Raw genomic sequence first — 16,559 nt, 5'->3', positions numbered from 1 at the left:
CCGACACCCGGGACCACCTGCGTTGTCGGTGCCTGCGACTACGCTCACGGCATGGCTGTCAACACGTCCGCGGACGCCCCGCTGCCCGTCGGCCAGGTGTCGCGGCTCATCGGGGGATGGATCGACCGGCTCGGCGCCGTGTGGGTCGAGGGGCAGATCACGCAGCTGTCCCGCAGACCGGGCGCGGGCGTCGTGTTCCTGACGCTGCGCGACCCCTCGCACGAGATCTCGGTGTCGGTGACCTGCTACCGGCAGGTGTTCGACGCGGTCGCGGAGGTGGTGCGCGAGGGCTCCCGCGTCGTCGTGCACGCGAAGCCGGAGTGGTACGCGCCGCGCGGGCAGCTGTCGCTGCGGGCCGCCGAGATCCGGCCGGTCGGCGTCGGTGAGCTGCTGGCGCGCCTGGAGCAGCTGAAGAAGGCCCTCGCCACGGAGGGCCTGTTCGCGGACGACCGCAAGAAGCCGCTGCCGTTCCTGCCACAGCTCATCGGCCTGGTCTGCGGCCGCGCCTCGGCGGCCGAGCGGGACGTGCTGGAGAACGCGCGGCACCGCTGGCCCGCGGTCCGCTTCGAGGTGCGCAACGTACCGGTGCAGGGTGTGCACGCGGTGCCCCAGGTCGTCCAGGCGGTCAAGGAACTGGACGCGATCGACGACGTCGACGTGATCATCGTGGCGCGCGGCGGCGGCAGCGTGGAGGACCTGCTGCCGTTCTCCGACGAACAGCTGGTGCGGACGGTCTCCTCCTGCCGCACGCCCGTCGTCTCCGCGATCGGGCACGAGCCGGACAATCCGCTGCTCGACTACGTGGCCGACCTGCGCGCCTCGACGCCGACGGACGCGGCGAAGAAGGTCGTGCCGGACGTCGGCGAGGAGTACGAGCGGGTGCGCTGGCTGGCGGACCGGGCCAGGCGCAGCGTCGAGTCGCTCCTGGAGCGGGAGGAGCGGGGCCTCGCGGCGGCGCTGGCCCGGCCCTCGATAGAGGACCCGCACCGCATGGTCGACGAGCGGGAGGAGCAGATCGCCGCGCTGACCGAGCGCTCCCGCCGCACCCTCGGCCACCTCCTCGACCGCGCCGAGTCGGAGCTGACGCACACGCACGCGCGCGTGGTCGCGCTCTCCCCCGCGGCCACCCTGAAGCGGGGGTACGCGGTGCTGCAGAAGCCGGACGGGCACGTGGTGCGCGCGCCGGACGAGGTGGCGGCGGGCGAGGAGCTGCGGGCCCGCGTCGCCGAGGGCGAATTCACCGTACGAGCAACCGAAGCGTGAGGACGGACCAGAACATGACGACCAAGGCGGCCGACGAGGCGCTCGGTTACGAGCAGGCCCGGGACGAACTGATCGATGTCGTACGGCGCCTGGAGGCCGGCGGCACGTCCCTGGAGGAGTCCCTCGCGCTGTGGGAGCGCGGCGAGGAGCTGGCGAAGGTGTGCCGCCGCTGGCTGGACGGCGCGCGCGCCCGCCTGGACGCGGCGCTCGCGGAGGAGGCCGGGGACGACGAGGAGGAGGCGGCGGAGGACGAGGAGTGACCGGGGGCACCGCCTTGTGAACAGCGTCACGAAGGGTTTGGTTGAAGGTTGAACCTCATCGGCGTACGGTCTCTCATGTGGGCCGATCCGGGCAGAACGGATCGCCGCAGCCGTGACCGTCGCACCGAGAAGGTTGATCCATGTCTCTCGTTCTTGACCCCGCCGCGCAGGACCTGCTGTTCCGCGAGGCCCGCACCGCGAACACGTTCTCCTCGGAGCCCGTGACCGACGAGCAGGTCGCGGCGATCTACGACCTGGTCAAGTACGGCCCGACCGCCTTCAACCAGTCGCCGCTGCGCATCACCCTGGTCCGCTCCCCCGAGGCCCGCGAGCGCCTCGTCAAGCACATGGCCGAGGGCAACCAGCCGAAGACCGCCGCCGCCCCGCTGGTCGCGATCCTCTCCGCGGACCACGAGTTCCACGAGGAGCTCCCGCAGCTCTTCCCGCACGCCCCGGCGATCAAGGACATGTTCTTCTCCGAGCGCCCGGTCCGCGAGCAGGCCGGCACGCTGAACGCGACGCTGCAGGCCGCGTACTTCATCATCGGCATCCGCGCCGCGGGCCTCTCCGCCGGCCCGATGACCGGCCTCGACTTCGCCGGCGTCCAGAAGGAGTTCCTGGACGACGACCACACCCCGCTGATGGTCATCAACATCGGCAAGCCGGGCGAGGACGCCTGGTTCCCGCGCTCCCCGCGCCTGGAGCAGGAGCAGGTCATCACAACGATCTGAGCGACACCGCAGACATGAGGAAGGGCCCCGGCCGAAGCCGGGGCCCTTCCTCATGTCTGCGAGCGGAGCGGTTACGCCTTTTCGTGCTTCATCTCCAGCGCCTCGGCCATCTTCGTCAGCCGGTCGAAGTCGGCCGTGCCGGTCACGAGCGTGGTGGAGCCCTGCCGCTTCAGCACCAGGGCGTTGTACTTCTCGCCCTTGTAGCGCTCCCAGGTCTCGTCGCCGATCCGCTGCGTGCGGCCGGTCGCCGAGGCGCCCTGGCTCGCCTCGTTGATGAACCCCTTCGACCGTCCGGTCGCCTGCTCGACGGCGACGTACTGCCCCTCCGGGTCGAGGAACCCGAGGTGCCACGCGTCGTTCGCGGTGCCCTGGTAGCGCACGGAGGTCGGCTTCCAGTCGCGCGAGAGGCCCGTGGGCGCGGCCACCGGGTACGGCGCCGCACGGCGGGCCGTCGACAGCTCGACCTTGTAGTCGACGCGCTTGACCTGCGGTTTCCCGGAGTCGTCGTGCGGGACGAAGAGGTAGATCACGCCGGCCGCGAGGACGCAGACGCCGAGCGAGAGGACCAGGCTGCCGACCGTTTTCTTACCGTTTCTTGCTGCCACGCGCCCCATCGTCGCAGGTCGCCGGATGATCTCTGCCGGGAGGTCCGGATTCGCGCGGTCCGACATCCACCGGCCCGCTCATCCGTGGGGCGGTCTGCTCAGATTGTCGGACTGACGATAGAGTCCTCCCATACCAACCCCTCGTCCGCCCGCCCGTCGCCCGCCACCGCCCTTCCAACGAGCCCTTCGGGCGCCTCCCTTATTTGTCGTATCCCGGTGAAGCCGAACAACCCGGTGAATCCCGGAACAGAAAGGTGCGTCTCGATGACCGAGCATCACCAGCTTCCGTCCGAACTCGAGGTCCCTTCCGAGGCCCCCGACCGCAACCTCGCCCTGGAACTCGTCCGGGTCACCGAAGCCGCCGCCATGGCCGCCGGCCGCTGGGTGGGCCGCGGCGACAAGAACGGCGCGGACGGCGCGGCCGTGCGCGCCATGCGCACGCTCGTCTCCACCGTCTCGATGAACGGCGTGGTCGTCATCGGCGAGGGCGAGAAGGACGAGGCCCCGATGCTCTTCAACGGAGAGCACATCGGTGACGGGACGGGCGCCGAGGTCGACATCGCCGTCGACCCGATCGACGGCACCTCGCTCTGCGCGAAGGGCATGCCGAACGCGATCGCCGTGCTCGCCGCCGCCGACCGCGGCACGATGTTCGACCCGTCCGCCGTGTTCTACATGGACAAGCTGGTCACGGGCCCCGAGGCCGCGGACTACGTGGACATCAACGCCCCGGTGTCGGTGAACATCCGCCGCGTCGCCAAGGCGAAGAAGCGTGCGCCCGAGGACATCACCGTGGTCATCCTCGACCGGCCGCGGCACGAGGGGATCATCAAGGAGGTCCGGGAGACCGGCGCCCGGATCAAGCTGATCTCGGACGGCGACGTCGCCGGTTCGATCCTCGCCGTGCGCGAGGGCTCAGGCGTCGACCTACTGCTCGGCATCGGCGGTACGCCCGAGGGCATCATCTCGGCCTGCGCGATCAAGTGCCTGGGCGGCGTGATCCAGGGCAAGCTGTGGCCGAAGGACGACGCGGAGCGGCAGCGGGCGATCGACGCGGGGCACGACCTGGACCGGGTGCTGTCCACGGACGACCTGGTGTCCGGCGAGAACATCTTCTTCGTCGCCACCGGGATCACCGACGGTGAGCTGCTGCGGGGTGTGCGGTACGACTCCGAGCGGGCGCACACGTCGTCGCTGGTGATGCGGTCGAAGTCCGGGACGATTCGGCAGATCGACTCGACGCATCGGTTGAGCAAGCTGCGGGCCTACAGCGCGATCGACTTCGACCGGGCCAAGTAGGTTGCGGGGGTCCGTGGTTGACGCCTCGGGGCTCCGCCCCGGACCCCGCGCCTCAATCGCCGGCGGGGCTTGATTTTCCGGACCTTCGCTCGAAAGGTCCGGAAGCGCTCCAATTTGCCGGCTACCCGGCCGCGGCCACCGCCCGCGGCGCCTTCTTCAGCTCCACCTCGCGGCGGCGCCTGCGCGCCAGCACTACGCGGCGTTCCGCCGCCGTGAGGCCGCCCCAGACGCCGTACGGTTCCGGCTGGAGGAGGGCGTGTTCGCGGCACTCGACCATGACGGGGCAGCGGGCGCAGACCCGCTTGGCCGCCTCCTCGCGCGCGAGACGCGCGGCGGTCGGTTCCTTGGAAGGGGCGAAGAAGAGTCCCGCCTCGTCACGCCTGCACACCGCCTCCGTGTGCCATGGAGCGTCCTGGTCCCTGCCCCTGACTGGCTCGCGCTGCTGCGGTACGGCGGTGACCTGCAGGGACTGATGCGGCGGGTGCAGCACGGTCTACTCCTGACGACGGCTGACGACGGCTTTCGCGAGCGGGCGACGATGCAGCAAGCTCTACCCGCTGTGTCGGCTCCTATGCACTGAGTTCCGAAGCACGGAAGTTCCCGAGCGCATAAGGGAGTTCACCACCCAAAGGCCGCCGGAGCGCGGCCGTCAGCCGAGGTGCTTGCGCAGGTGCTTCTCCAGGTTCTGGATGAGCTTGCCGCGCTTCGGCTTCGCCTCGATGTTCCCGAGGACCGCGAAGCCGTCGACGTACACGACGGGCGCCTCGGGCTCGCGCGCGTCCAGCGTGTCCACCTCGAAATTCCCGAGGACGCCCGCGCCGCTGCCGCGCAGCGAGATGTTCTCGGGGACGCGGATCTCCACGTTCCCGAACACGGAGACCGCCTTGATGTAGATCTGCGGGTACTCGAAGATCGCCTCGCTGAGATCGATCTCCACGTTGCCGAAGATCGCGTACGCGTGCGTGCGGCGGCCGATGCGCCAGCGACCCTTGCGGGTCGTGGAGCTGAGGACCGCCACCAGGTTCTCCTCGGCCACCGGCGGGATCGTGCCGGGCGCCGGGCGGCTCGGGGCGGGGCCGGGCGCGGGCTCCGGGCGGGGCGCCGCGTGGTCGCCCGGCAGGTCCCGCACCAGCGGCTCCAGCTCGCCGACGGTCTTGGCGCGGTAGACCCCGTCGATCCGCTCGGCGTGCTCCTCCGCGTCGAGCCGGCCCTCCGCGAGCGCCTCGCGCAGGATGTCCGCGATCCGGTCGCGGTCGGCATCGGACGCGCGCAGGTCGGTCGGCTCCGCCACGGGAGCGCTGGGCGCGGGCTGCGAAGGGCGCTTTTGAAGGTCCACGACAGCAGACTACCGAAACGCGATAGATCGCGACGCCCCCCGTTCGTGGCCTCCCGGCGAGCAACTGAGCCTTACCTCACAGGCTCGGCCGCCCGACCAGGTTCTACGCTGGTTGGCGCTGCCAACGGATGCCAGCTGCTGACTGTCGAGTGAGGAATGGGCGAGATGCCTGAGTTCGCGTACACCGATCTGCTTCCCCAGGGCGAGGACACCACCAACTACCGCTTGGTGACCTCCGAGGGCGTCTCCACCGCCGAGGGGCCGGACGGCCGTACGTTCCTGAAGGTCGAGCCGGAGGCGCTGCGCAAGCTCGCCGAGGAGGCCATCCACGACATCCAGCACTACCTGCGCCCGACCCACCTCGCGCAGCTGCGCCGCATCGTCGACGACCCCGAGGCCTCGGGCAACGACAAGTTCGTCGCGCTCGACCTGCTGAAGAACGCCAACATCGCGGCCGCGGGCGTCCTGCCGATGTGCCAGGACACCGGCACCGCCATCGTCATGGGCAAGCGCGGACAGAACGTCCTCACCGAAGGTGAGGACGAGAAGGCGCTCTCCAAGGGCATCTACGACGCCTACCAGAACCTGAACCTGCGCTACTCGCAGATGGCCCCGCTGAACATGTGGGAGGAGAAGAACACCGGCTCCAACCTCCCCGCGCAGATCGAGCTCTACGCGACGGACGGCGACGCCTACAAGTTCCTCTTCATGGCCAAGGGCGGCGGCTCGGCCAACAAGTCGTTCCTCTACCAGGAGACGAAGGCGGTCCTCAACGAGGGCTCCATGATGAAGTTCCTGGAGGAGAAGATCCGCTCGCTGGGCACCGCCGCGTGCCCGCCGTACCACCTCGCGATCGTGGTGGGCGGCACCTCCGCCGAGTACGCCCTGAAGACCGCCAAGTACGCCTCCGCGCACTACCTGGACAACGTGCCCTCCGAGGGTTCCGAGCTCGGGCACGGCTTCCGGGACGAGGAGCTGGAGCAGAAGGTCTTCGAGCTGACGCAGAAGATCGGCATCGGCGCGCAGTTCGGCGGCAAGTACTTCTGCCACGACGTGCGCGTGGTGCGCCTGCCGCGGCACGGCGCCTCCTGCCCGGTCGCCATCGCCGTGTCCTGCTCCGCCGACCGCCAGGCCGTCGCGAAGGTCACCGCCGAGGGCGTCTTCCTCGAGCAGCTGGAGACGGACCCGGCGCGCTTCCTGCCGGAGACCACGGACGAGCACCTGGAAGAGGGCGACGTCGTCAAGGTCGACCTCAACCAGTCGATGGACGCGATCCTCGCCGAGCTCGCCAAGCACCCGGTGAAGACCCGCCTCTCCCTGACGGGACCGCTCGTCGTCGCCCGCGACATCGCGCACGCCAAGATCAAGGAGCGCCTGGACGCCGGCGAGGAGATGCCGCAGTACCTGAAGGACCACCCCGTGTACTACGCGGGCCCGGCGAAGACCCCCGAGGGTTACGCGTCCGGTTCCTTCGGCCCGACCACGGCCGGCCGCATGGACTCCTACGTGGAGCAGTTCCAGGCCGCGGGCGGCTCCAAGGTCATGCTCGCCAAGGGCAACCGCTCCAAGCAGGTCACCGACGCGTGCGACGCGCACGGCGGCTTCTACCTCGGCTCCATCGGCGGCCCGGCCGCGCGCCTCGCGCAGGACTGCATCAAGAAGGTCGAGGTCGTCGAGTACGAGGAGCTCGGCATGGAGGCCGTCTGGAAGATCGAGGTCGAGGACTTCCCGGCGTTCATCGTCGTCGACGACAAGGGCAACGACTTCTTCCAGGCCCCGGCGCCCGAGCCGACGTTCTCGCACATCCCGGTCCGCCAGGGCTCGCAGCTGTCCTGACCCCCACGGCGAACGAAGGCCCCCTCCGCCACGGAGGGGGCCTTCGCACGTCAGGCGCCCGGCAGGAAGAGACAGAACGGATGACCGTGCGGGTCACGCAGCACCCGCACGTCCCGCTGCGGCTGGTGCGCCTCCAGCGTCGCCCCGAGCGCGCAGGCCCGCCCGGCCTCCTGGTCCAGGTCGTCGACCTGGAGGTCGAGGTGCGCCTGCATCTGCTGGCTGCCGGGCCGCTGCGGCCACACGGGCGCCACGTGGTCGCCCTCCAGCTGGAAGGAGAGACCGGGGCGCTCGCGTTCCGGGGCCCGCAGGCGCACCCACTCGGGACTCCGCTCGGCCTCCTCCCAGCCGAGCAGGGCGCGGTAGAAGTCGGCGAGGGCGGGCGGGTCCGGGGTGCCGAGGACGAATCCTCCGAGCGTCGTCGTCATGTCACACGGGTTCCCGCGACACCCGGACGGGACACAGCCGGAATACCGGCCGGATGCGCGACGCTGGCACGGACAGAGCCACGAGGAGGCAGACGACGATGGCGAACGACGGCCGGTTCCGGATCGAGCACGACTCCATGGGCGAGGTACGGGTCCCCGCCGACGCGAAATGGCGGGCCCAGACGCAGCGCGCCGTGGAGAACTTCCCGATCTCCGGGCAGCGCATCGAGCGCGCCCACATCGAGGCGCTGGCCCGCATCAAGGGCGCGGCGGCGACGGTGAACGCGGAGCTGGGGGTGGTCGACAAGGACATCGCCGAAGCCATCGCCGCGGCGGCCGAGGAGGTCGCCGAGGGCCGCTGGGACGCGGAGTTCCCGATCGACGTGTTCCAGACCGGCTCCGGTACGTCGTCGAACATGAACACCAACGAGGTGCTGGCCACGCTCGCCACCGAGCGCCTCGGCCGCGACGTGCACCCGAACGACCACGTGAACGCCTCGCAGTCGTCCAATGACGTGTTCCCGTCGTCCATCCACATCGCCGCCACCGCTGCCGTCACCCATGATCTGATCCCGGCCCTCGAGCACTTGGCCGCGGCCCTGGAGCGGAAGTCGACCGAATTCGCCGACGTCGTGAAGTCGGGGCGTACGCATCTGATGGACGCGACACCGGTGACTCTCGGCCAGGAGTTCGGCGGCTACGCGGCGCAGGTCCGCTACGGCGTCGAGCGGCTCACCGCCTCGCTCCCCCGCCTCGCCGAACTCCCCCTGGGCGGCACCGCGGTCGGCACCGGCATCAACACCCCGCCCGGCTTCTCCGGCGCCGTGATCGCCGAGGTCGCGCGCACGACGGGGCTGCCGCTGACCGAGGCCCGCGACCACTTCGAGGCGCAGGGCGCGCGCGACGGGATCGTGGAGACGAGCGGCCAGCTGCGCACGATCGCCGTCGGCCTCACGAAGATCGCCAACGATCTGCGGTGGGCCGCCTCCGGCCCCCGTACGGGCCTCGCGGAGATCAACCTCCCCGATCTGCAGCCCGGTTCGTCGATCATGCCCGGCAAGGTGAATCCGGTCATTCCCGAGGCGACGCTGATGGTCGCGGCCCAGGTGACGGGGAACGACGCGACGGTCGCCGCGGCCGGCGCCGCGGGCAACTTCGAGCTGAACGTGATGCTTCCGGTGATCGCCAAGAACGTCCTGGAGTCGATCCGGCTGCTCGCCAACGTCTCCCGGCTGCTCGCCGACCGCACCGTCGACGGCATCACCGCCAACCGCGAGCGCGCCCGCGAGTACGCCGAGTCCTCCCCGTCCGTCGTCACGCCGCTCAACAAGTACATCGGCTACGAGGAGGCCGCCAAGGTCGCCAAGAAGTCCCTCGCCGAGCGGCGCACGATCCGCGAGGTCGTGCTCGACGGCGGCTACGTGGAGCGGGGCGACCTCACCGTGGAACAGCTCGACGAGGCGCTCGATGTCCTTCGGATGACGCGACCGTGACCGCGCGTGGCCAGTTGGCGTATTCGTGATACGCGCCGCAGCGTCGTATGCCGTTGGCACCTAATATCTGTGCATGACAGACGAGTACCGGATGACCGAGAGTGGAGGGCGCTGGGCGCCCGGTGAGCCGATCCTGTGGCGCTACCGCGCCAACGGGGGCGACGGCTTCCACATCTGCCGTCCGGTCACCGTCGTCCAGGACACCGACGAGCTGCTCGCCGTGTGGATGGCGCCGGGCACCGAGTGCGTGAAGCCCGTGCTCGCCGACGGCACCCCCGTGCACCGCGAGCCGCTCGCCACCCGCTACACCAAGCCCCGCACCCTGCAGCGCGACCGCTGGTTCGGCACGGGCGTGCTGAAGCTCGCGCGCCCCGGCGACCCCTGGTCGGTGTGGCTGTTCTGGGAGCCGGGCTGGAGCTTTCGCAACTGGTACGTGAACCTGGAGGCGCCGCGCGCCCGTTGGGCCGCGGGCATCGACTCGGAGGACCACTTCCTCGACCTGTCGGTGTACCCGGACGGCAGCTGGCGCTGGCACGACGAGGACGAATTCGCGCAGGCGCAGGCCGTGGGCCTGATGAGCCGCGAACAGGCGGCCGAGGTGCGCTCAGCGGGGCACCGGGCGATCGAGGCGATCGAGAACTGGCGGCGGCCGTTCTCGGACGGCTGGCAGCACTGGCGCCCGGACCCGGCGTGGCCGGTTCCCGCCCTGCCGGCCGACTGGGACCGTACGCCCGCGCACGTGTCCTCATGAGACCCTTGATGCGCCCCCCCTGGGGGAACCGTAGGATCGTCCTCCGCAAGAGAGCACCGGTCCGAATGTGCGGGTTCTACGGACAACTCTTGGCACGCACAACTGGTCTGACACGATGTCAACGAGGTCATCGAGGGGCGGCTGGACCGTGAACGTGGGTGAGACGACGCAGTGGGCGGGCCGGGTGGAACCGGCCGCCGGGACCGCGAGCACGGCTGTCCGCAGGTCCCCGGCACGGACGCCCGTACGGATTCCGTTCCCGGAGCACGGGTTCCGGGTATCCGGTCCTCTACGGGACACGCCGCAGGTCACCGGCAGCGGCAACACCCCCGACAGGCCCTGGCCCCAGCTGTTCCCCAACTGCCGGCGCACTGGCCAGTGACGCGGCGCGCAGCCCCGGACGGACGGAATCGACACGCGTGACGGAGTACCCCACCTCCCACGAAGGCCGCCACCACGGCACGGCGGCCCGCCCCGCCGACGCCCGCGGGGCCCTTCGGCACACCCCGGAGACCTCCACGCCCTCGGGCGAGAACTCCGGCGGCTTACCGGAACAGCCGCGGCGGGCCGCCGGACCGGCCGGTTCCGCCGCCGACGCCGAGCACGCGCAGCCCGCGGCGCCCTCCCCCGAGCCGGTGCGCCCCGGGCCGCCGGAAGGGCCGGACCGCCGCACGGGGCAGCCGCGTCCCGCCGGGCAGCCGACCGCGATGCGCCGCGACGGTGACCGGCTGCGCTTCGTCGGCGCCGCGACCCGGCGGATCGCCCGCGGCCTGGACCTCGACGAGATCGTGATGGGTCTGTGCCGGGCGACCGTGCCCACGTTCTCCGACGCGATCCTCGTGTATCTGCGCGAGCCGCTGCCGGTGGGCGACGAGCGGCCGACCGGGCAGATGGTGCTGCGTCTGCGCCGCACCGACCGGATCCCCGACTCCACCGACACCGCGGGCGACACGGACACCGACGGCGCGGGGCTCACGGTCCCGGTCACCCCGCAGCTCGAACTGACGGCGGGCTGCGCCGACTTGTGCGAGGTGCGCTCCGGTGGCGCGCTCGCCGAGGTGCTGCGCGGTGTGCGCCCGGTGTTCGCCGACTCGCCCGCGGCGCTCGCCGCGCTGCCCGAACTCCTCGGCTCCGACCGGCCGTTGCCGGGCGGCCAGCGCGCGATCCTGGCCCCGCTGCGCGGCAGGCGCCGGGTGATCGGCGCCGCGGTGTTCCTGCGCCGCCCCGACCGGCTCGCGTTCGACGCCGACGACCTGCTGGTGGCGGGCCAGTTGGCGACGCACAGCGCGCTCGGCATCGACAAGGCGGTGCTCTACGGGCGCGAGGCGTACATCGCGGACGAGCTGCAGCGCACGATGCTCCCGGAGACGCTGCCCAACCCGACCGGTGTGCGGCTGGCCTCCCGCTATCTGCCGGCGGCTGAGACGGCGCGGGTCGGCGGCGACTGGTACGACGCGATCCCGCTGCCGGGCAGCCGTGTCGCGCTGGTCGTGGGCGACGTCATGGGCCACTCGATGACCTCGGCAGCCATCATGGGCCAGCTGCGCACCACCGCGCAGACCCTCGCCGGACTCGACCTGCCCCCGCAGGAGGTCCTGCACCACCTCGACGAGCAGGCCCAGCGGCTCGGCACGGACCGCATGGCGACCTGCATGTACGCGGTGTACGACCCGGTCGCGCACCGCATCACCATCGCCAACGCCGGGCATCCGCCGCCCGTCCTGCTGCACCTCGGCGGGCGCTCCGAGGTGCTGCGGGTGCCGCCGGGCGCTCCGATCGGCGTCGGCGGCGTCGACTTCGAGGCGGTCGAGCTGGACGCCCCGGCGGGCGCGACGCTGCTCCTGTACACGGATGGGCTCGTCGAATCGCGCCTGCGCGACGTATGGACCGGCATAGAGCAGCTGCGTGAACGGCTCGCCGCCACCGCCCAGTTGACCGGCCCGGACCACCCGCCGCCCCTTGAGGCCCTGTGCGACGAGGTGCTCGACATGCTCGGCCCGGGCGACCGGGACGACGACATCGCGCTGCTCGCCGCCCGGTTCGACGGGATCGCGCCGAGCGACGTCGCGTACTGGACCCTGGAGCCGGAGGACGCGGCGCCGGGCCGGGCCCGCAGGCTGGCCCGCAGCGCCCTGGACCGCTGGGGCCTCGAGGAGCTCACGGACTCGGTCGAGCTCCTGGTGAGCGAGGTCGTGACGAACGCGGTGCGCTACGCCACCCGTCCGGTGACCCTGCGCCTGCTGCGGACCGACGTGCTGCGCTGCGAAGTCGGCGACGACGTACCGCAGTTGCCGAGGCTCCGGCAGGCGCGGGCGACGGACGAGGGCGGCCGCGGCCTTTACCTGGTGAACCGGCTCGCCCGGCGCTGGAGCGCGACGCGCCTGTCCACCGGCAAGGTCGTCTGGTTCGAGCTCCCGGTGCCGTAAATATGTGGCCATGTGCCACTACTGCGGATGCCGTGAGATCCCGCTCATCAAGGAGTTCATCGCCGAGCACGAGCGCGTCACCGACGCCGCCGGTGACGCGCTGCGAGCCCTTGAGCGCGGCGACGTGGCGGCCGCGCGGACGCTCGTCGACGCCATGGCGCGGGAGCTCGCCGCGCACTGGAAGGGCGAGGAGGACGGCCTGTTCGCCGTGATGCGGGACGACCCGGAGTACGCCGGCTACATCGACGCCCTGGTTGCCGAGCACCGCGAGCTCGGCGCGCTCCTTCCCACCCTCGACCTCACGGACCCCGGCGACGTACAGCGCCTGAGGGACGAGACGGACGAGCTGCACCGGCACATCGCCAAGGAGGAGGACGGCCTCTTCCCCGCGTCGCTGACGGCGCTGTCCGGGGACGGCTGGGACGCGTCGATGGCGGCGTGGCGGGCGGCGCACCCGGCGCCGAGCGGCGACTAGAAGCCCACCGGCACGTACCCCGTGGCCCGCCCCCGGTCGTCCAGCACCCGCCCCATCCGCTTGACCGTGCGCAGCGTCACCGTGCGGTCCTCGACGCGCAGGGCGGGGAACCGGGCGTCCAGATGGGCCTCGAGCGTGGCCATGCCGTCGAGGTCGCGGAGCCAGACCTGGAAGAGCAGGTTGCAGGAGCCCGTGACCGAGGTGCACAGGCGCATCTGCGGGAGCCGGGCGAGCGCCGAGCCCGTGCGGTCCAGTTCGCCGTGCGGGACGGTCGCCCGGTACGTGGCGAGGGCCGGCCAGCCCGCCAGCTGCTGGGCCAGATCGCAGCGCAGCAAAATCTCCCGGTCGCGCAGTTCGCGGGCGAGCCTGCGCCGCACGGTCGACTCGCCGACGCCGACGACCGCCGCCAACTCGGCGTATCCGGCACGCCCGTTCGCGCCCAGCTCGCGCAGGAGCGCCATGTCGACCTCGTCGCGGGGCCGGAACGGGCGCGACGGCGCGGACGGCCCCGGCCCCGCCGTGCTGAGCCGCGCACGCCCCGCCCGGTCGAGGGCGCGCACCTTCCAGCCGCTGCCCTCCTGGTAGAGCCGCATGCTCAGCCGGGTCCGCGTGCCGCGCACGCCCGGCAGCCGGCCCAGGTCGTCGCTGACCCGGCGACCGAGCGCGGGCAGATCGGGCGCGGCGACCGAGAGCAGCAGGTCGTAGTCGCCGACCACGTGCTCGGCGCTGAACACCCACGGCAGGCCCACCAGGCGGGCGGTCAGCTCCTCCAACTCACCCGGTGTGCAGGTCACTTCGATGTACGCGACCGTGGCCGTCGTCGGCCCCGCGTACGCCGTCACCCAGGCCAGGCCCGCGTCCTCCAGGCGTGCCCAGCGGCGGGCCGCGGTCGTCGCGTCGACGCCGACGGCGGGGCCGACCCGGCTCCACGGGGCGCGCGGATCGGTCTGCAGGGCGTCGATCAGGGCGAGGTCGGCCTCCTCGAAGGCGGCGGATTCCGGCACCAGACCGTGCGCGAAGCCGTTTTCCGGCATTTGAGGCCCCCTCTCGCACGGCGGCCGGATTCTGTCCCCACTTCCGAGCCGCCCCCACACCAGCACGCCCACTCTAGAAGGAGTGCCTGTGGTCCCACCCTCGCAAGGCCCCGCACGTGAACGCCTCGACAGAGGCGCCAAGATCACGGTCACGCTGCTCTTCGCCGCCTGGCTGATCGACTACATCGACCGCCTCGTCATCAATCTGGCCCTGCCCTCGATCGGCCGGGAATTCGACCTCAGCCGCGCCCAGCAGGGCCTCGCGGTCTCCGTGTTCTTCGTGGCGTACGCCGTCTGCCAGATCCCGGGCGGCATGCTCGCCGACCGGTTCGGCGCCAAGCGCGTCACCTGCTGGGCGCTGCTCATCTGGTCCGCGTTCACGGCGGTCACCGGCCTCGCCGGCTCGTTCGCGATCCTCCTCGTGGTGCGCTTCCTGTTCGGTGTCGCCGAGGGGATCTTCCCGGGCGCCTCGATGAAGGCGGTGAGCGAGCGCACCACTCCGGGGCAGCGGATGAGCGCCAACGGCGTCGTGCAGTCCTCGAACGCCGTGGCCGCGGTGGTCGCCCCGCTGATCGCCGCGCCGCTCATCGCCCACTTCGGCTGGCGCTCGGCGTTCTTCACCGTCGCCGCCGTCGGCGTCTTCGTGTACGCGGCGGTCCGCCTGTGGCTGCCGGAGCGGGAGCGGACGGAGGCCGTCACGAAGGCGGCCGGCGGCACCCGCACCGTGCTCCGCTCGTGGACCATGTGGGCGTTCGCCGGGATGTTCTTCGGCTACGACATCATCGTGTGGGGCCTGAACACCTGGGTGCCCTCGTACCTCAACGAGGAGCGCGGGCTCGCGCTGACCTCGGCGGGCGCGCTGTCGATCCTGCCGGCGGGCGCGGCGACCGTCTCCGTGATCGTCGGCGGCCGGCTCGCGGACCGCTTCGAGGGCAATCAGCGCAAGATCGTGGTGCCCGCCATGGCGGTCTCCTCGGTGGCCCTGATCCTCATGGCGACGGCCTCCGGCACGGTCGCGTTCATCGGCTGGATGACGGTGGCGATCGCGTCCGCCTCGCTGGGCTACATGCCGATCTTCGCGGTGCCGCTGCGCAGCCTGCCACCCGAACTGACCGGCGCGGCGGCCGGGTTGATCACGTTCGGCGGGCAGGCCGGCGGTGTCGTCGCGCCGACCGCGATGGGGCTGCTCGCGGACTCGGCCGGGTTCGGCGCCGCGTTCGGCTTCCTCGTCGTCGGCGCGGTGCTGGCCGCCGTCCTCGCCTGCGTCACCCCGCAGACCACGCTCACCTTCCGCCGGGCGCTGCGGCTGACCGACGCGGCCCCCACCACTCCCGTACCCACGGCCCCCGTAGAGAGCGAGACCCGATGACCACCCTCGACAGCCTGCTGCCGTCCCTGCGCGAGCTCTACCGGGACCTGCACGCCCACCCCGAACTCTCCCTTCAGGAGACCCGCACCGCCGGGATCGTCGCGGCCCGGCTGCGCGAGCAGGGCGGCTGGGAGGTGACCGAGGGCGTCGGCGGCACCGGCGTCGTCGGGGTCCTGCGCGGCGGCGAGGGCCCGACCGTGCTGCTCCGCGCCGACATGGACGGGCTGCCCGTCCTGGAGGCGACGGGCCTGTCCTACGCGTCCGAGGCCCGCGGCACCGACCGCGACGGCAACGACGTACCGGTCATGCACGCCTGCGGCCACGACATGCACGTGACGTGTCTGCTGGGCGTGACGGCGCTGCTCGCGGCGGAGCGGGACAGCTGGCGCGGCACCGTCGTCGCCGTGTTCCAGCCCGCGGAGGAGATCGGCCGCGGGGCCAGGGACATGCTGGACGACGGGTTCGCGGAGCGCTTCCCGAAGCCGGACGTGTGCCTCGGTCAGCACGTCGGACCGTTCCCGACGGGGGTCGCGGTGACCCGGCCCGGAGCGGTGATGGCGGCCTCCGACAGCTACCGGGTGCGGCTCTTCGGGCGCGGCGGACACGGCTCGACGCCCGAGTCGACGGTCGACCCGGTGGTCCTCGCGGCGGCCGTCGTGATGCGCCTGCAGACCGTCGTCTCGCGGGAGGTCGGTGCCTCGCAGACGGCCGTCGTGACGGTGGGCTCGATCCACGCCGGCACGAAGGAGAACATCATCGCCGACGAGGCCGAGCTGAAGCTCAACATCCGCTCGGTCGACCCGGTGGTGCGCGAGCGGGTGCTCGCCGCGGTGCGCAGGATCGTCCGGGCGGAGGCGGAGGCCTCGGGCTCGCCGAAGGAGCCGGAGTTCACCTCGCTCGGCTCCTTCCCCGTCACGGAGAACACCGACGACGCCACCGCCACGACGATCGAGGGGCTGCGCGGGGCGCTCGGCGAGCACGGCGTCCTGGTGCTGCCGCAGCCGATCAACGGCAGCGAGGACTTCGGCCTGTTCGGCAAGGAGCTCGGCGTGCCCTCGGTGTTCTGGCACTTCGGCGGGGCCGACCCGGCCGCGTTCGCGGGCCTGGACGCGGGCACGCTCGCCTCGCGCGGCCTGCCCGCCGGGATCCCGGTGAACCACTCGCCGCAGTACGCGCCGCTCCAGGACCCCACGATCGAGCTCGGGGTGCGGGCCCTGCTGGGAGCGGCCCGCACCTGGCTCGGCGCGCGCGAGTAG

16 protein-coding genes are annotated in these 16,559 nt (G+C 71.8%); 11 read left to right on the top strand and 5 right to left on the bottom strand.

Annotation, left to right across the window (positions count from 1 at the left end; all coding sequences use genetic code 11):
- Nucleotides 1-51 precede the first annotated feature (51 nt).
- The 3 genes from xseA (at nucleotide 52) to ACZ7L4_RS23085 (ending at nucleotide 2,254) form a co-directional block, all read left to right on the top strand.
- Nucleotides 52-1,263, top strand: a complete 1,212-nt coding sequence (gene xseA, locus ACZ7L4_RS23095) for an exodeoxyribonuclease VII large subunit (RefSeq protein WP_472105120.1) — start codon at nucleotides 52-54, stop codon at nucleotides 1,261-1,263.
- Between the two features lie 14 nt (nucleotides 1,264-1,277).
- On the top strand, nucleotides 1,278-1,523 hold the full coding sequence (locus ACZ7L4_RS23090; protein WP_472105119.1) for an exodeoxyribonuclease VII small subunit: 246 nt from the start codon (nucleotides 1,278-1,280) through the stop codon (nucleotides 1,521-1,523).
- Nucleotides 1,524-1,663: 140 nt separating this feature from the next.
- A complete protein-coding gene (locus ACZ7L4_RS23085) occupies nucleotides 1,664-2,254 on the top strand; it encodes a malonic semialdehyde reductase (RefSeq protein WP_422474243.1) in 591 nt (196 codons plus the stop codon).
- Nucleotides 2,255-2,325: 71 nt separating this feature from the next.
- On the opposite strand, the gene ACZ7L4_RS23080 is transcribed toward ACZ7L4_RS23085, so the two are convergent.
- A complete protein-coding gene (locus tag ACZ7L4_RS23080) occupies nucleotides 2,326-2,868 on the bottom strand; it encodes a DUF4245 domain-containing protein (protein ID WP_472105650.1) in 543 nt (180 codons plus the stop codon).
- Nucleotides 2,869-3,123: 255 nt separating this feature from the next.
- Between ACZ7L4_RS23080 and glpX the strand changes: the two genes are divergently transcribed.
- Nucleotides 3,124-4,158, top strand: coding sequence for a class II fructose-bisphosphatase (gene glpX / locus ACZ7L4_RS23075; RefSeq protein WP_399227650.1), 1,035 nt, complete (start codon nucleotides 3,124-3,126; stop codon nucleotides 4,156-4,158).
- 121 nt (nucleotides 4,159-4,279) lie between these two features.
- Here glpX and ACZ7L4_RS23070 read toward each other — a convergent pair whose 3' ends face one another.
- Complete coding sequence (locus tag ACZ7L4_RS23070; RefSeq protein WP_472105117.1) at nucleotides 4,280-4,648, bottom strand: WhiB family transcriptional regulator; 369 nt, start codon at nucleotides 4,646-4,648, stop codon at nucleotides 4,280-4,282.
- A 159-nt stretch (nucleotides 4,649-4,807) separates the two neighbouring features.
- Nucleotides 4,808-5,494 carry a DUF1707 SHOCT-like domain-containing protein gene (locus ACZ7L4_RS23065; RefSeq protein ID WP_472105115.1) on the bottom strand — a complete coding sequence of 229 codons (687 nt, stop codon included), beginning with the start codon at nucleotides 5,492-5,494 and terminating at the stop codon, nucleotides 4,808-4,810.
- A gap of 165 nt (nucleotides 5,495-5,659) precedes the next feature.
- Here ACZ7L4_RS23065 and ACZ7L4_RS23060 point away from each other — a divergent pair, with 165 nt between their 5' ends.
- The gene (locus ACZ7L4_RS23060) at nucleotides 5,660-7,330 is read left to right on the top strand and encodes a fumarate hydratase (protein ID WP_472105113.1); all 1,671 of its coding nucleotides are present in this window, start codon (nucleotides 5,660-5,662) and stop codon (nucleotides 7,328-7,330) included.
- A 50-nt stretch (nucleotides 7,331-7,380) separates the two neighbouring features.
- Here ACZ7L4_RS23060 and ACZ7L4_RS23055 read toward each other — a convergent pair whose 3' ends face one another.
- Nucleotides 7,381-7,755 (bottom strand): VOC family protein, encoded by a 375-nt coding sequence (locus ACZ7L4_RS23055; RefSeq protein ID WP_472105111.1) that lies wholly within the window; start codon nucleotides 7,753-7,755, stop codon nucleotides 7,381-7,383.
- Between the two features lie 98 nt (nucleotides 7,756-7,853).
- Between ACZ7L4_RS23055 and ACZ7L4_RS23050 the strand changes: the two genes are divergently transcribed.
- From ACZ7L4_RS23050 to ACZ7L4_RS23035, 4 genes are all read left to right on the top strand, one after another.
- Entirely contained in the window at nucleotides 7,854-9,248 is a 1,395-nt protein-coding gene (locus ACZ7L4_RS23050; RefSeq protein WP_472105109.1) for a class II fumarate hydratase, read from the top strand.
- A gap of 73 nt (nucleotides 9,249-9,321) precedes the next feature.
- A complete protein-coding gene (gene fomD, locus ACZ7L4_RS23045; RefSeq protein ID WP_472105107.1) occupies nucleotides 9,322-9,999 on the top strand; it encodes a cytidylyl-2-hydroxypropylphosphonate hydrolase in 678 nt (225 codons plus the stop codon).
- Nucleotides 10,000-10,418: 419 nt separating this feature from the next.
- A complete protein-coding gene (locus tag ACZ7L4_RS23040) occupies nucleotides 10,419-12,425 on the top strand; it encodes an ATP-binding SpoIIE family protein phosphatase (RefSeq protein WP_472105105.1) in 2,007 nt (668 codons plus the stop codon).
- 10 nt (nucleotides 12,426-12,435) lie between these two features.
- A complete protein-coding gene (locus ACZ7L4_RS23035; protein ID WP_472105103.1) occupies nucleotides 12,436-12,900 on the top strand; it encodes a hemerythrin domain-containing protein in 465 nt (154 codons plus the stop codon).
- On the opposite strand, the gene ACZ7L4_RS23030 is transcribed toward ACZ7L4_RS23035, so the two are convergent.
- Nucleotides 12,897-13,934 (bottom strand): Lrp/AsnC family transcriptional regulator, encoded by a 1,038-nt coding sequence (locus ACZ7L4_RS23030; RefSeq protein WP_472105101.1) that lies wholly within the window; start codon nucleotides 13,932-13,934, stop codon nucleotides 12,897-12,899. The two genes, ACZ7L4_RS23035 and ACZ7L4_RS23030, sit on opposite strands and share 4 nt — an antisense overlap.
- 88 nt (nucleotides 13,935-14,022) lie before the next feature.
- On the opposite strand from ACZ7L4_RS23030, the gene ACZ7L4_RS23025 reads away from it, so the two are divergent.
- On the top strand, nucleotides 14,023-15,303 hold the full coding sequence (locus tag ACZ7L4_RS23025) for an MFS transporter (protein ID WP_472105099.1): 1,281 nt from the start codon (nucleotides 14,023-14,025) through the stop codon (nucleotides 15,301-15,303).
- Nucleotides 15,300-16,559 (top strand): amidohydrolase, encoded by a 1,260-nt coding sequence (locus ACZ7L4_RS23020; protein ID WP_472105097.1) that lies wholly within the window; start codon nucleotides 15,300-15,302, stop codon nucleotides 16,557-16,559. Before ACZ7L4_RS23025 ends, ACZ7L4_RS23020 begins: the two co-directional genes overlap by 4 nt.

The organism is Streptomyces sp. NPDC107575 (assembly GCF_055657265.1).
This window is presented reverse-complemented; position numbering and strand designations above follow the sequence as displayed.